15 protein-coding genes are annotated in these 14,713 nt (G+C 61.9%); 7 read left to right on the top strand and 8 right to left on the bottom strand.

Going from position 1 to position 14,713, the window contains the following annotated elements; all coding sequences use genetic code 11:
* The first annotated feature begins 4 nt into the window (after positions 1 to 4).
* From AC07VV_RS00960 to fabI, 4 genes are read left to right on the top strand one after another with little or no spacing between them, the layout of a single operon-like run.
* Positions 5 to 1,078: a microcin C ABC transporter permease YejB gene (locus AC07VV_RS00960; protein ID WP_273540970.1), complete on the top strand. Its 1,074-nt coding sequence runs from the start codon at positions 5 to 7 to the stop codon at positions 1,076 to 1,078.
* A 1-nt stretch (position 1,079) separates the two neighbouring features.
* Complete coding sequence (locus tag AC07VV_RS00955; protein WP_495034881.1) at positions 1,080 to 2,099, top strand: ABC transporter permease; 1,020 nt, start codon at positions 1,080 to 1,082, stop codon at positions 2,097 to 2,099.
* 1 nt (position 2,100) lies between these two features.
* Entirely contained in the window at positions 2,101 to 3,711 is a 1,611-nt protein-coding gene (locus AC07VV_RS00950; RefSeq protein ID WP_495034880.1) for an ABC transporter ATP-binding protein, read from the top strand.
* 19 nt (positions 3,712 to 3,730) lie between these two features.
* The gene (gene fabI / locus AC07VV_RS00945; RefSeq protein WP_007956947.1) at positions 3,731 to 4,525 is read left to right on the top strand and encodes an enoyl-ACP reductase FabI; all 795 of its coding nucleotides are present in this window, start codon (positions 3,731 to 3,733) and stop codon (positions 4,523 to 4,525) included.
* Between the two features lie 43 nt (positions 4,526 to 4,568).
* Here the strand turns inward: fabI and AC07VV_RS00940 are convergent, their stop codons facing one another.
* The gene (locus AC07VV_RS00940) at positions 4,569 to 5,432 is read right to left on the bottom strand and encodes a LysR family transcriptional regulator (protein WP_495034879.1); all 864 of its coding nucleotides are present in this window, start codon (positions 5,430 to 5,432) and stop codon (positions 4,569 to 4,571) included.
* 113 nt (positions 5,433 to 5,545) lie between these two features.
* Between AC07VV_RS00940 and AC07VV_RS00935 the strand changes: the two genes are divergently transcribed.
* Complete coding sequence (locus AC07VV_RS00935; RefSeq protein ID WP_192560461.1) at positions 5,546 to 5,971, top strand: VOC family protein; 426 nt, start codon at positions 5,546 to 5,548, stop codon at positions 5,969 to 5,971.
* Between the two features lie 3 nt (positions 5,972 to 5,974).
* Here the strand turns inward: AC07VV_RS00935 and AC07VV_RS00930 are convergent, their stop codons facing one another.
* The 6 genes from AC07VV_RS00930 to AC07VV_RS00905 form a co-directional block, all read right to left on the bottom strand.
* The gene (locus tag AC07VV_RS00930) at positions 5,975 to 6,940 is read right to left on the bottom strand and encodes a GGDEF domain-containing protein (protein ID WP_495034878.1); all 966 of its coding nucleotides are present in this window, start codon (positions 6,938 to 6,940) and stop codon (positions 5,975 to 5,977) included.
* Between the two features lie 61 nt (positions 6,941 to 7,001).
* Entirely contained in the window at positions 7,002 to 7,580 is a 579-nt protein-coding gene (locus AC07VV_RS00925) for a hypothetical protein (protein WP_495034877.1), read from the bottom strand.
* 1 nt (position 7,581) lies between these two features.
* Positions 7,582 to 9,744: a xanthine dehydrogenase family protein molybdopterin-binding subunit gene (locus tag AC07VV_RS00920; protein ID WP_495034876.1), complete on the bottom strand. Its 2,163-nt coding sequence runs from the start codon at positions 9,742 to 9,744 to the stop codon at positions 7,582 to 7,584.
* A gap of 17 nt (positions 9,745 to 9,761) precedes the next feature.
* The gene (locus AC07VV_RS00915) at positions 9,762 to 10,217 is read right to left on the bottom strand and encodes a (2Fe-2S)-binding protein (RefSeq protein ID WP_493091701.1); all 456 of its coding nucleotides are present in this window, start codon (positions 10,215 to 10,217) and stop codon (positions 9,762 to 9,764) included.
* A gap of 136 nt (positions 10,218 to 10,353) precedes the next feature.
* Positions 10,354 to 11,037, bottom strand: coding sequence for a type 1 glutamine amidotransferase domain-containing protein (locus AC07VV_RS00910; RefSeq protein WP_495034875.1), 684 nt, complete (start codon positions 11,035 to 11,037; stop codon positions 10,354 to 10,356).
* Entirely contained in the window at positions 11,034 to 11,966 is a 933-nt protein-coding gene (locus AC07VV_RS00905; protein ID WP_495034874.1) for an acetoacetate decarboxylase, read from the bottom strand. Before AC07VV_RS00905 ends, AC07VV_RS00910 begins: the two co-directional genes overlap by 4 nt.
* Before the next feature lie 227 nt (positions 11,967 to 12,193).
* Between AC07VV_RS00905 and AC07VV_RS00900 the strand changes: the two genes are divergently transcribed.
* Complete coding sequence (locus AC07VV_RS00900) at positions 12,194 to 13,024, top strand: alpha/beta fold hydrolase (protein ID WP_495034873.1); 831 nt, start codon at positions 12,194 to 12,196, stop codon at positions 13,022 to 13,024.
* A 38-nt stretch (positions 13,025 to 13,062) separates the two neighbouring features.
* On the opposite strand, the gene AC07VV_RS00895 is transcribed toward AC07VV_RS00900, so the two are convergent.
* A complete protein-coding gene (locus tag AC07VV_RS00895; RefSeq protein ID WP_495034872.1) occupies positions 13,063 to 13,455 on the bottom strand; it encodes a GFA family protein in 393 nt (130 codons plus the stop codon).
* 109 nt (positions 13,456 to 13,564) lie between these two features.
* Between AC07VV_RS00895 and AC07VV_RS00890 the strand changes: the two genes are divergently transcribed.
* Positions 13,565 to 14,713, top strand: a complete 1,149-nt coding sequence (locus AC07VV_RS00890; protein ID WP_495034871.1) for a GGDEF domain-containing protein — start codon at positions 13,565 to 13,567, stop codon at positions 14,711 to 14,713.

Genomic DNA, 14,713 nt, shown 5'->3' with positions numbered 1-14,713 from the left:
TCAGATGCTGGCGTATATTTTTCGGCGACTGTTGCTGATCATCCCGACCCTGTTCGGCATTCTGCTGATCAACTTCGTGATCATCCAGGCCGCGCCCGGCGGGCCGGTGGAGCAGATGATCGCCAAGCTCGAAGGCTTCGAGGGCGCGACCAGCCGCATCGCCGGCGGCGGTGCCGAAGTGTCGGTGGCCGGCTCCGCCTATCGCGGCGCGCAGGGCCTGGACCCGGCGCTGATCAAGGAAATCGAGCACATGTACGGGTTCGACAAGTCGGCCCCGGAACGTCTGTGGATCATGGTCAAGAACTATGCGTCCCTGGATTTCGGCGACAGCTTCTTCCGCGACGCCAAGGTCATCGATCTGATCAAGGAGAAGATGCCGGTATCGATCTCCCTCGGGCTGTGGAGCACGCTGATCATGTACCTGGTGTCGATTCCGCTGGGGATCGCCAAGGCCACGCGGCACGGCAGCCATTTCGACGTCTGGACCAGTTCGGCGATCATCGTCGGTTATGCGATCCCGGCGTTCCTCTTTGCGATTCTGCTGATCGTGGTGTTTGCCGGCGGCAGTTATCTGGACTGGTTTCCATTACGCGGGCTGACATCGAACAACTTTGACGAGTTGAGCCTGGGCGGCAAGGTCCTCGATTATTTCTGGCACCTGGCGCTGCCGGTGACCGCGCTGGTGATCGGCAACTTCGCGACCATGACCCTGCTGACCAAAAACAGCTTCCTCGACGAAATCAACAAGCAGTATGTGGTGACCGCCAAGGCCAAGGGCCTGACCCGTCACCGTGTGCTCTACGGTCATGTGTTCCGCAACGCGATGCTGTTGGTGATCGCCGGGTTCCCGTCGGCGTTCATCGGCATCTTCTTCACCGGCTCCCTGCTGGTGGAGGTGATCTTCTCCCTCGACGGCCTCGGTCTGATGAGTTTTGAAGCGGCGATCAACCGCGATTACCCGGTGGTGTTCGGCACCCTGTTCATCTTCACCTTGCTGGGGTTGGTGGTGAAATTGATCGGCGACCTCACCTACACCCTGGTCGATCCGCGCATCGACTTCGCCAGCCGGGAGCATTGAGATGAACCTGTCCCCTCTCAACCGCCGGCGCTTCGAACTGTTCAAGGCCAACAAGCGTGGCTGGTGGTCGCTGTGGCTGTTCCTGATTCTGTTCGGCCTGAGCCTCGGCGCCGAGCTGATCGCCAACGACAAGCCGCTGGTGGTGCATTACGACAACAACTGGTATTTCCCGGCGATCAAGCGTTACCCGGAAACCACCTTCGGCGGCGAATTCCCGCTGGAAGCCAACTACAAGAGCCCGTACATCCAGGAACTGCTCAAGGCCAAGGACGCGTGGGTGCTGTGGGCCCCGATTCCGTTCAGCTACCAGAGCATCAACTACGACCTGAAAGTCCCGGCCCCTGCCCCGCCGTCAGCGGACAACCTGCTGGGCACCGACGATCAGGGCCGCGACGTGTTGGCGCGGGTGATCTACGGTTTCCGGATTTCGGTGTTGTTCGCCCTGACACTGACCGTGCTCAGCTCGATCATTGGTGTGATCGCCGGGGCCTTGCAGGGCTTCTATGGCGGCTGGGTCGATCTGGCCGGACAGCGTTTTCTGGAGATCTGGTCGGGTCTGCCGGTGCTGTACCTGCTGATCATTCTCGCCAGTTTCGTCCAGCCGAATTTCTGGTGGCTGCTGGGGATCATGCTGCTGTTCTCGTGGATGAGCCTGGTGGACGTGGTGCGCGCCGAGTTCCTGCGCGGGCGCAACCTCGAATACGTGCGCGCGGCCCGGGCGCTGGGGATGCAGAACGGCGCGATCATGTTCCGCCACATTCTGCCCAACGCCATGGTTTCGACCATGACCTTCATGCCGTTCATCCTGACCGGCGCCATCGGCACCCTCACTGCGCTGGACTTCCTCGGCTTCGGCTTGCCGGCCGGCAGCCCGTCGCTGGGTGAACTGGTGGCCCAGGGCAAATCCAACCTGCAGGCGCCGTGGCTGGGCATGAGCGCGTTTGCGGTACTGGCGCTGATGTTGAGTCTGCTGGTGTTTATCGGCGAGTCCGCTCGCGATGCCTTCGACCCGAGGAAGTGAAATGAATCAGGACAATCTGATCGAAGTGCGCGACCTCGTCGTCGAATTCGGCACGGGCGAACGCTCGCACCGAGTGGTCGAGGGCGTCAGCTTCGACATCAAGCGTGGCGAAACCCTGGCCTTGGTCGGCGAGTCCGGCTCGGGCAAGTCGGTGACGGCGCACTCGATCCTGCGCCTGCTGCCCTACCCGCTGGCTCGCCATCCGGCCGGCAGCATCACCTATTCCGGGCAAAACCTGCTGGAACTGAGCGAAAAGACCATCCGCCACATCCGCGGCAACCGGATCGCGATGATCTTTCAAGAGCCGATGACCTCGCTCAACCCGCTGCACTCGATCGAGAAACAGATCAACGAAGTGCTCGGCATCCACAAGGGCCTGACCGGCAAGGTCGCGACCAAGCGCACCCTGGAACTGCTGGAGATGGTCGGCATCCCCGAGCCGCACAAGCGCCTCAAGGCCCTGCCCCACGAATTGTCCGGCGGTCAGCGCCAGCGGGTGATGATCGCCATGGCCCTGGCCAACGAGCCGGAACTGCTGATCGCCGACGAACCGACCACCGCGCTGGACGTGACCGTTCAGCTGAAAATCCTCGACCTGCTCAAGGAATTGCAGGCTCGATTGGGCATGGCGCTGCTACTGATCAGTCACGATTTGAACCTCGTGCGAAGAATTGCGCATCGCGTATGTGTCATGCAGCGCGGTTGCATCGTCGAACAGGCATCGTGCGAAGAGCTGTTCCGTTCTCCGCAGCATCCGTACACTCGGGAGCTGCTGGCGGCGGAGCCCAGCGGAGGCCCGGCGAGCAATAAAATCGGGGCGCCGCTGTTGCAGGTCGAGGACTTGAAAGTCTGGTTCCCGATCAAGAAAGGCCTGCTCAAGCGCACGGTGGATCACGTCAAGGCAGTGGACGGCATCAATTTCAGCCTGCCTCAGGGTCAGACACTGGGGATCGTGGGAGAAAGCGGTTCCGGCAAATCCACCCTGGGCCTGGCGATCTTGCGGTTGATCGGCAGCAAAGGCGCGATCCGTTTTGAAGGCAAGCAGCTAGACTGCCTGACGCAGAACGAGGTTCGCCCGTTGCGTCGGGAGATGCAGGTGGTGTTTCAGGACCCGTTTGGCAGCCTGAGCCCGCGGATGTGCGTGAGCGACATCGTTGGCGAAGGCCTGCGGATCCACAAGATGGGCACCGCCGCCGAGCAGGAAGCGGCAATTATTGCGGCATTGAAGGAGGTAGGTCTGGATCCGGAAACCCGGCACCGCTACCCCCATGAATTTTCCGGTGGGCAGCGGCAGCGTATCGCCATTGCCCGGGCCCTGGTGCTCAAACCGGCGCTGATCCTGCTGGACGAGCCGACTTCGGCGCTCGACCGGACGGTGCAGCGGCAAGTGGTGGAGCTGTTGCGTTCACTGCAAGCCAAGTACAACCTGACGTATTTGTTCATCAGCCATGATCTGGCTGTTGTGAAAGCGCTGAGCCACCAGCTGATGGTGGTCAAGCATGGCCAAGTGGTCGAACAGGGAGACGCGCAAGCAATCTTTGCCGCCCCCCAACATCCGTATACACAGCAGTTGCTGGAAGCCGCTTTTCTGGCACCAGCCACTGCGCAATAACCTGAAAGAGGAGCAACACATGGGTTTTCTCGCCGGTAAGCGCGTACTGATCGTCGGTGTCGCCAGCAAGCTGTCCATCGCATCCGGCATCGCTGCCGCCATGCATCGCGAGGGCGCTGAGCTTGCCTTCACTTATCAGAACGACAAACTGAAAGGTCGTGTCGAAGAATTCGCACAGGGCTGGGGCTCGAGCCCTGAGCTGTGCTTCCCGTGCGACGTGGCCAGCGATGAAGAAATCGCCAAGGTCTTCGAAGAACTGAGCAAGAAGTGGGACGGCCTGGACTGCATCGTGCACTCCGTCGGCTTCGCACCGGGCGACCAACTGGACGGCGACTTCACCGAAGCCACCACCCGTGACGGTTTCCGCATCGCTCACGACATCAGCGCCTACAGCTTCGTGGCCCTGGCAAAAGCCGGTCGCGAAATGATGAAAGGCCGCAACGGCAGCCTGCTGACCCTGTCGTACCTGGGCGCCGAGCGCACCATGCCTAACTACAACGTAATGGGCATGGCCAAGGCTTCGCTGGAAGCCGGCGTACGTTACCTGGCTGGCTCCCTGGGCCCGGACGGCACCCGCGTCAACTGCGTATCGGCCGGTCCGATCCGCACCCTGGCAGCTTCGGGCATCAAGAACTTCCGCAAGATGCTGGCCGCCAACGAAGCGCAAACTCCACTGCGCCGCAACGTCACCATCGAAGAAGTCGGCAACGCCGGCGCCTTCCTGTGCTCCGACCTGGCGTCGGGCATCAGCGGTGAAATCATGTACGTGGACGGCGGCTTCAACACCACCGCCATGGGCAACATCGAAGAGTAATCTTCGCGCTGCCGATAAAAAGCCCGCCGATTGGCGGGCTTTTTCATGCCTGCGATTCCAGGCAACGAGCGAACAACTGCTGAATCGGCTGACGGCGCTGGCTATAACGCTGCAACAGCACCATCTCCCGATAAAACGTCAGCTCACCCAACTCGATCACCCTCACCTTCAACGGATGCTCCAGCCACAGCCCGGCCCTGGGCAGCAATGAAACGCCGAGCCCGCATTCGACCATTTTCACGATCGCTTCCAGCTCATCCAGCTCCAGTGCTACGTGGACGTCAATCCGCTGCTCACGCAGAAACCGCGTCACCAGCCGCCCCCCGAACGAGTTGCGGTCGTAGCGCACATGGGGATGCTCGGCGAGCAATTGCAGCGGATCATCGCCCTCGACCGTTGTCGGCACGATCAGCACGAACGGTTCGCGCCGCATCACCTGCGCCGACAGCTCCTTGGGCAATTCGAACGGCGGCTTGATCATGATCGCCAGATCGACTTCCCCGGCATCCACCTGGCTCAGCAGGTTCAACGACACACCCGGCACCAGTTTCGGCTCCACGCCAGGTGCCTGTTGACGCAAGCGCAGCAAGGCCTGAGGCAACAGCCCGGTCTGTGCGGTCGCCACGGCGCCGATTCTCAGCTCGCCGCGAAACTCGCTGGCATCTTCACTGATCGCCATGCGGCTGAAGGTGGCGAGCATTTCCTGCGCCATCGGCACGGCGCGTTGCCCTGCCGGATTGAGCATCGCCTGACGCCCGGTGCGGTCGAAAAGACGTATGCCCAGCGCTTGTTCCAGATTGCGGATCTGCGCGCTGACCGCCGATTGCGTCAGGCCGACATGCAGGCCCGCCGCAGCAAACGTGCCGTGCTGCGCCACCGCCAGAAAGGTCTTGAGTTCACGCAGCATGGACACCTCGATTGATCGAAATAATTTGAGCTCGGCGCAAAAACTATCGTCTTTCAATCGAAATGCACAGCGCTAGACTCAGCTCACCCCAACCGTTGATCGAGACCAACCCCATGCCACTCAGCCCTTTCCATCTGGCCATTCCCGTGTACGACCTCGCCGCCGCCCGGCATTTTTACCGTGAAGTGTTTGGCCTCGAAGAGGGTCGTTCCAGCGATCACTGGGTCGATTTCAACTTCTTCGGCCATCAACTGGTGATTCACCTGGCGCCGAAAAATGCCTCGCAGGAAGCCGCCCACACCAACGCCGTGGACGGACACGACGTACCGGTGCCGCATTTTGGTGTGGTGCTGGGGATGGAGGAATGGCACGCCCTGGCCGAACGCCTGAAATCGCTGGGCACGCGGTTTGTGATCGAACCGGGGATTCGCTTTCAGGGATTGGTGGGCGAACAGGCCACGATGTTTTTGTTCGACCCCTGCGGGAACGCCCTGGAGTTCAAGGCGTTCAAGGACATCGGGCAGTTGTTTGCCAAATAAGCGTCAGATTCGCTTCAGGGCTTGCTTGTGGGCATACATCGCCCCATCCGCATCCGCCAGCAGCTTGTCCACGGTTTCATGTCGTCGCGGGTCGTATTCGATCTGGCCGACACTGAAGCGAATCGCATACCCCCGATGCAACGTGGCATTGCGCTCCTCAAGGATCTCCTTGAGCCGCGTCATGATCGCCGTGGTTTCGATGTGGCTGGAACCGGTCAGCAACGCCACGAACTCATCGCCGCCCAACCGCCCGACCACGTCGCTCTCACGAAAGGCGATGCGCAATACATCGGCGAAAGTCTTTAGCGCACTGTCGCCCTCGGCATGGCCATAGAGGTCGTTGATCTGCTTGAAGTCGTTGAGGTCGAAAAACAGCAGCGTCGCCGGCTTGCCCATCCGCGCGCAGGCATCCAGCGCATGCTGGGCCAGCATCATGAACCCGCGTCGGTTGGACAACAGCGTCAGCTCGTCCATGCTCGCCATCTGCACGGCCATCAGTTCCTGCTCGGCCATGCCGGCGAGATCGCGCAGCAAGGCGCGCTCTTCGTCGTCGAGTTCGCGGGGACGGGTGTCGATCAGGCACAAGGTGCCCATCTTGTTACCGTTGGGCACGGTCAGCGGATAACCGGCGTAGAAGCGGATGTTCGGGTCGCCGATCACCAAAGGATTGTCGTGGAAACGCTCGTCCTGGCGGGCATCCGGCACCAGCAGCAATTCATCCTTGAGGATCGCATGGCCGCAGAACGAAACGTCCCGTGGGGTTTCCGTGGCGTCCAGGCCCACGCAGGACTTGAACCACTGCCGATCCTTGTCCACCAGCGTCACCAGCGCGATCGGTACGTTGAACAGCCGCCTGGCCAATCGAGTCAGACGGTCGAAGCGTTCTTCGGGGGCGGAATCGAGCAGGTTCAATCCATACAGCGCTTGCACTCGAGCCGCTTCATTGACGGGTTTGCCTGGCACCAGCATCACACACTCCCTTGTTATCAGTGACCTTCAGCGTAGCCCCGATTGGCGATGACTCAAATGCTCATCCGCCCGCCACCGGACACGGCCCACCCGCGTCCGCCCAGAGCTTGAACTGACTCACGAAGATGTCGTGGGGCACCGGCACCGGTTGCCGCCCCGGCCCGGGATTCCAGCCCCAGAGCACCAGTTTGTCCTCGCTGACGTGCTTGATCAGCGCGGCGAAGTCCCGGTCGCCGTTGCTGCTGCGGTCCTTGATCATCGCGCACAAGCGATCTGGCGGCAGGCCGATCCAGGCCATCTTGTGCGAGGCCGGCGGCAGGCTCCAGTGCGGCGCACCCGGTGGCGCGTGGGGGCCATAACTGGCCGGCGGATTGGTTTCGGCGTGGCAGGTGGCGCAAGGCAAACCGGCGGCGCCCTTGCCATCCATGCCGCGCACCACGTTCATCGCGTGGGGCGTACCGGCGTCGAACTGCAATGGCGAATCGCCGGGAATGTGGCAGTTCTGGCAACGCGGGCTCTGGAACACTTTCTGCACCGTGCCGAAGGCTTTCAAGGCCTCCTGATCGTCGGCGAACAGGTCCGAGGCATAGCCACCCAGCCCGACCAGAATCACAGCGCCCAACAACAGATGTCGTTTCATCTCACACCCCCGACAGTTGCAGCGGCAGTTCCCGCAGGCGCTGCCCGGTCAGGGCGAACACCGCGTTGGCCACCGCTGGTGCAGTCGGCGGCACACCTGCCTCGCCGATACCGCCGGGCTTGTCCGTGCTCGGCACGATGTGCACCTCGACCACCGGCATCTCGTTCAGGCGCAGCACTTGATAGTCGTGATAGTTGGACTGCACGACGCGGCCGTCCTTGAGCGTCAGCTTGCTGTGCAACGCCATGCCCAGGCCGAAGGTGATGCACGATTCCATCTGCGCCGCGATGCTCTGCGGGTTGACCGCAATCCCGCAGTCCACCGCACACACCACCCGATGCACGCGAATTTTCAGGTTGTCCTGCGATACCTCGGCCACCTGCGCCACATAACTGCCGAACGACTCGTGCACCGCCACGCCCAGCGCATGGCCGTCGGGCAGCGGTGCTTTCCAGTTGGCCTTCTCCACCGCCAGATTCAACACGCCGAGATGCCGGGCGTGATCCTTGAGCAAGGTTCGTCGGTACTCCACCGGGTCCTTGCCCGCCGCTGCGGCCATTTCGTCGATCAGCGATTCCATGACAAACGCGGTGTGGCTATGCCCCACCGAACGCAGCCACAACACATTGATGCCAGTGTTCGGCGAATGCAGATCGACCTGATGATGGGCCAGATCCTTGATGTACGGGCTGTCGGCAACGCCTTCGACCGAGGTCTGATCGACGCCGTTCTTGACCATGGTCTGTTCCATGAACGTGCCGGCCATGATCGACTGCCCGACCAGCACATGCTGCCAGGCCAGCGGCAAGCCATCCGCGCCGAGACCGATCCGTGCCTGATGCAGAAACATCGAACGGTAATAACCGCCCCGGATATCATCCTCCCGCGACCACACGGTTTTCACCGGCATCGCGGCGGCCTTCGCCACCTGCACCGCTTCGGCGACAAAGTCCGACGTCGGGTTGGCCCGCCGACCGAAACCACCGCCGAGGAATTCGGTATGAATCTCCACCTGCTCCGGTTTCAATCCGGTGATCTTGCCGGCAACCATTTGGTCCAGCGTCTGAAACTGGGTGCCGGTCCAGATCTCGCACTTGTCGGCGCTGATCTTCACCGTGCAGTTCAGCGGTTCCATCGGCGCATGAGCCAGATAAGGCACGCTGTACTCGACATCGATTTTCTTCGCTGCTTTGCCAAAGCCGCCCTTGGCATCACCGGCCTGACTGGCGGAAATGCCCGGTGTGGCGGCGAGTTTGCGGAAACTCTCCAGCAGTTTTTCGCTGCTGAGATCCGCGTGCGGCCCCAGATCCCAATCAACCTTCAGCGCATCACGCCCCAATTTCGCCGCCCAGTAATGATCGGCGATCACCGCCACGCCGGTCGGCACCTGCACCACTTTATGTACGCCTGGAACGGCCAGTGCCTGCGCACCTTCAAAGGATTTCACCGTGGCGCCGAACACCGGGGCGCGCGCGACCATCGCCGTCATCAGTCCGTCGAACTGCACGTCCATGCCGAACTTCGCACGGCCGGTGATTTTCTCCGGGGTGTCGAGGCGTCTGGTGGGTTTGCCGATGACTTTCCAGTCCTTGGCTTCCTTGAAGGTGATCGACTTCGGATCCGGCACCGGCAGTTGCCCGGCGGCGTCCGCCAGTTCGCCGTAAGTGGCGCGGTTGTCGCCAGCAATCACCACACCGGATTCGGTGTGGATCGTCGACGGCGCCACGTTGAAACGCTTGGCCGCCGCCTCGATCAGCATCTGCCGGGCCGTGGCGCCTGCGAGTCGGTAGCGGTCGAATTCCATCCAGGTCGAGGTCGAGCCGCCGGTAATCTGCATCCCGCCGAAACCGGGCATGCCGTAATCGGCCGCCGAGGCCGGCGAGTGCTCGACGCGGATCTTCGACCAGTCGGCGTCCAGCTCTTCGGCGATCAGCATGGTCAGGCCGGTCCAGATGCCCTGGCCCATTTCCGAATGGCCGAGCAGCACGGTGACGCTGTTGTCCGGCGCAATCCGCAGGAACGCGTTCGGCGCAAACACCTTGCCTTCATTCTCGGCCGCCATGGCGAAGCGGTTGCCGCCGGGCACCACGAAAGCCACGACGAGACCACCGCCAAGCACGGCACTGCCCTTGAGAAATCCGCGACGGGATACAGGACTGTTCATCACTCACCTCCCCTCGCTCAGCCAATGTCGGCGGCACGTTTGACCGCTGCGCGGATTCTTGGATACGTGCCGCAGCGGCAGATATTGCCGGAGAGCGCCTGATCGATGTCGCTGTCGGTGGGTTTGGGGATTTTGGCCAGCAACGCGGCGGCGGACATGATCTGCCCGGACTGGCAGTAACCGCACTGCACCACGTCCAGTTCAGCCCAGGCCTGTTGCACCGGGTGCGAACCGTCGGTCGACAGGCCTTCGATGGTGAGGATTTTCTGGCCATGGGCGACGGCAGTGGCCGGCGTTATACAGGCGCGCAGCGGTGCACCATCGACATGCACGGTGCAGGCCCCGCACTGGGCCATGCCGCAACCGAACTTGGTGCCGGTCAGGTGCGCGACGTCGCGCAGAACCCAGAGCAACGGCATGTCCGCGGGGACATCGAGCTCCTGATCCTTGCCATTGATGTTCAAGGTCAGCATCGGGGATTTCCTCAGACTCACGGTGTTCTGAAGGGGCGTTGCGACAGCATTCGATGCCGTGCACACCTCGGCTTATCCCTTTCAGCTAAGCGCATTTTGCCCCGACGACCAGCCGCCGCGACCACCGGTCATGGATCTACAGCATCGCGGCTACTTGTTGCGCCGTGGCTTTGGCCGATTGCGGGTTCTGTCCGGTCACCAGTTTGCCGTCGGTCACCACATTCGAGGTGAATGGCAGAAACGCCTTTTCGTAGCGCGCCCCGCGATCCTTCATCTGTTGCTCCGAGTCGTACGGTACTTTTTTCGCGACACCGGCCAGCACTTCTTCCATCCACGAGTAACCGGTGACCTTGCGCCCCGCCACCAGCAGGCTGCCGTCCGACAACCGCGTATTGAGCAACCCGCAATAACCATGGCAGACCGACGAAACGATCCCGCCGCGCTCGAAGATTTCCCTGGTCAGCCGTTGCAGGCCGGGGTCGTCGGGAAAGTCCCACATCACCGCGTGCCCGCCGGTGAAATAGATGGCGTCGAAATCCGCGCTGTCGATCTGCTCCGGGCTGGCGGTGTTCGCCAGCAGCGCCATGCTCGCCGGATCGTTCAGCCAGGTCTTGGCCGAGCGGTCGAGCATCGGCCACTTCAATGCCCGAGGCTCCAGTGGACTCCGCCCGCCCCTGGGGCTGACCAGTCGCTGCTCGAAGCCTTTTTCCGCGAACACCTGCCAGGCATGGGTCAACTCCCCGAGCCATAGCCCGGTGGGTTCGGTCGGGTCGGCATAGTGGGCGACATTGGTCACGACGTGCAGGATTCGACGTGTCATTTGGCAGCCTCTCTTGGGGTGACACCGGCCTGACCGAACGCCGTCAGCGGCACCGGCAGGTTGAGCACGATCTGGGCGTCCTTGATCACGTCCAGACGCAGGATCCGCGAAGCCCCGAGGCCGTCGAGCAACTGGCTCAGGGGGCCGCCGTTGCGATCCAGCTGCACATCGCGGGGAAACAGGCGTTGGGCAAAGGATAGTGTGTTGCTCTGCACCACGCTCTGATGCCACAGACCATCGACCTGATGAATCATGGTGGCGGTGCTCATGCGCGATTGCGGCGTAACGTTTTGCAGGGTCGGCAGCGGCGCTTTCAGGATCAGGTCCGGCAGGCCCTTGGGCCCGTCAATACGGGCGCTGACGCTGGTGCCGATGTTCACGTTGATGTCGGCGCGCCACTTGGGCAATTGATAGCCGTGCACGCCGCGCACCCGGGCGATTTCGGTGTTCACCGGCAGCGCCAGCACATGGGCGGTGAAGCTACGCCGGCGCATGGCGTCCATCAGCTCCAGCACATGGGAGCCACGGGCGCCGGGACGACGCACGACGATCGCCACGGAGACTTCGTCGTACGGATCGTTGTCGCAAACCGAGTAGGAGAAAAATGTCAGCGCCACCAGCCCATAACCGGGAAATGCCCGCAGCGGTTCAAGCGGCGCAGGCAAGGTAGCGCGCAGACGGTCCAGCGGCGCCAGGAACAGCAACTGCACGCTGCCGGAACGGTAATAGAAGTTCGGCGCCCAGGTCGGGCCGACTCTCGAAGCGACCTGCTGCTTGGGAATGCGCCGGAAGAAGTCGATATTGCCGGCAGCCTTGTCCCGGGCCACTTCGTCGAGATTGGGGTTCATACGAAAACGGTCGTAGTAGCCGCCCTCCAGCACCTCGACCTTGTGCGATCCGAATTCGACTTCTGTAAAGCGCTTGCTCATGTTCGCTGACCTTTCTCGATGAGTGGCCCGGCAGGTGGCCGGTCAGCGCCACTCTAAGGTTCAACCAAACTTTAAGGTCAAGCGCACAACGGCTATGGCCCACCATTCACGCCAGCGATGACCGTTCGGAACTTGCTTGACCTTAAAGTGCACTTCAATCCTAGAGTTCATAGCGCTTGTCTTCACCCCTTCACGTTTCCGTTCCGCATTTTTCAGGAGTAGCGAACATGGGCTATGTCACAACGAAAGACGGCGTCGAAATCTTCTACAAGGACTGGGGCCCGAAAGATGCCCCGGTGATCCACTTCCACCACGGCTGGCCGCTGAGCTCGGACGATTGGGATGCGCAGATGCTGTTCTTCCTCGCTCAGGGCTTCCGGGTAGTGGCCCACGACCGACGCGGTCACGGACGCTCGAGCCAGGTCTGGGACGGCCACGACATGGATCACTACGCCGATGACGTGGCGGCGGTGGTCAATCATCTGGGAACGCAAAAAGCCGTGCATGTCGGCCATTCCACCGGTGGCGGCGAAGTCATCCATTACATCGCCCGGCATGGCGAGGATCGGGTTTCCAAAGCCGCGATCATCAGTGCCGTGCCGCCGCTGATGGTGAAAACCGAGAGCAATCCGGGCGGTCTGCCGAAGTCGGTGTTCGACGATCTTCAGGCCCAACTGGCAGCCAATCGCGCGCAGTTCTATCACGATGTGCCGGCCGGTCCGTTCTATGGTTACAACCGGCCGGGAGCCAAACCTTCGGAACCCGTCGTGCTCAACTGGTGGCGTCAAGGCATGATGGGCGGCGCCAAGGCGCACTATGACGGGATCGTCGCTTTCTCCCAGACCGACTTCACCGAAGACCTGAGAGGCATTTCGATCCCGGTGCTGGTGATGCACGGCGATGACGACCAGATCGTGCCGTATGAAGACTCCGGTGTGCTGTCGGCAAAACTGCTGAAAAATAGCACGCTGAAGATTTATCCGGGCTTCCCTCACGGGATGCCGACCACCGAAGCGCCGACGATCAACGCGGATCTGCTGGCCTTCATTCGCGGCTGACCCTATTGGCCGGGCTCAGGCTCCCAGCCTGACCCCGGCTATTCTTCGGTTCGCCCCGTTGCCTTGCGATTACCCACATAGTGTCTGGCCAATGGAAACGTCGGCAGCCACGACTCGCGACGCACCGTCCACAACTCATAGGTGGGCCGGAATTGATCCGGCGCATCCATCGCGCCCAGACTCACCTCGACTTCATCGCCGCTGCGGCCGAACACCGACGACCCGCAGCGCGGGCAGAAATGTCGCCCGGCATAGTCATGGGTCTCGCCGGTAATCGTCACCGCGTCCTCGGGAAAGATGGCCGATGCATGAAACAGCGCCCCATGGTGCTTACGGCAATCGAGGCAGTGACAAATCCCGACACGGTAAGGTCGCCCCGACGCCTCGATCCGCACCTCGCCGCACAGACAACCGCCAGTAAACCGGTCCATGGAACACCTCGCCTGAAAATGGAATAACCGGTGAGTGAAAATAGCAGCCCATCGGGCGAACGCTTACAATCGTGGCCCATTACCACTATCCAGGCAGACCCGTCCGTTCATGGCGCTCGATCCCCTCACGATGCTCACCATTTCCACCGCCCTGGCCGCGGCGGCCGCCCTGTATCTGGCGGTCGAATGGCGCAGCATCCGCGAATCCTCACTGCTGTTCTGGAGCGCCGGTTTCGCCACCATCACCGTCGGCTCGAGCCTTGCACTGCTGCGCGCCAACGGATATCCGTTGATCGGCATCTGGTTCGCCAACGGTTTGCTGGTCGTTGCGCATTGGCTGTTCCTGCTGGGCGTCGCGCAGTTTACCCAACGCCGGTTGTCGCGGGCCTGGTACTTGATGTTCCTCGCATGGCTGGCGTTGCTGCTGTTACCGGAAGATCCGGCGTGGTCGAAGATCATGCTGATGGCCAACTCGCTGCTGATTGCGCTGTTGATGCTGCGGGCCAGTCTGTTGCTGCGCCCTCACGGCAAGTCGCTGAGTATCGGTGCGGTGCAACTGCGCTATGTACTGCTGATCCACGGCGCGTTCTATTTCACCAAAGCGATCATCGCAGTGATTCCGGGCACGCTGATCGATCTGGCGTCGCTGCGCGGTGAGATCATTCAGATTTCTCTGGTCGAGGGCGCGATGGCGATCATGCTGATCGCACTGTCGATGACCGGCACCGAGCGCTACCGCCGGGAAAAACAGATTGCCGAACTGGCCGCCCGGGATCCGCTGACCGCGCTGTACAACCGCCGCGCTCTCGAAGTCCGCGCGCCGCGCCTGCTCGATCAAGTATCCAGCACTCGCCCCGGCGCCCTGCTGCTGATCGACATCGACAACTTCAAACTGATCAACGACCTGTATGGCCATGCCGCTGGCGATCGGCTGCTCATCGCCCTCAGCGAAATGATCCGCGCGGTGCTGCCCAAGGGCGCACTGGCGGCAAGGCTGGGCGGTGACGAATTCGTGATGCTGCTGGGCGATGCGTCCCACGAACAGATCATGGTGCTGGGCAGTGCGTTGCGTGAGCAGTTTCAGCAGATGACTTCTCAGTCCTACGTCACCCCGGAAGCGGTCACCCTGAGCATCGGCGCCAAGGTGTTCGATCAGCCGCCGACCAGCCTCACTGCATTGATCGAACAGGGCGACAGCGCGCTCTACGAATCCAAGCGTAGCGGTCGCAACCGGATTCGTCTGGCCGACTACACCTGA

It is taken from the genome of Pseudomonas sp. GW821-FHT02C04 (assembly GCF_059421845.1).
Note: the sequence above shows the minus strand (reverse complement) of the source record. Positions and strands in the feature narration are given on the sequence as shown.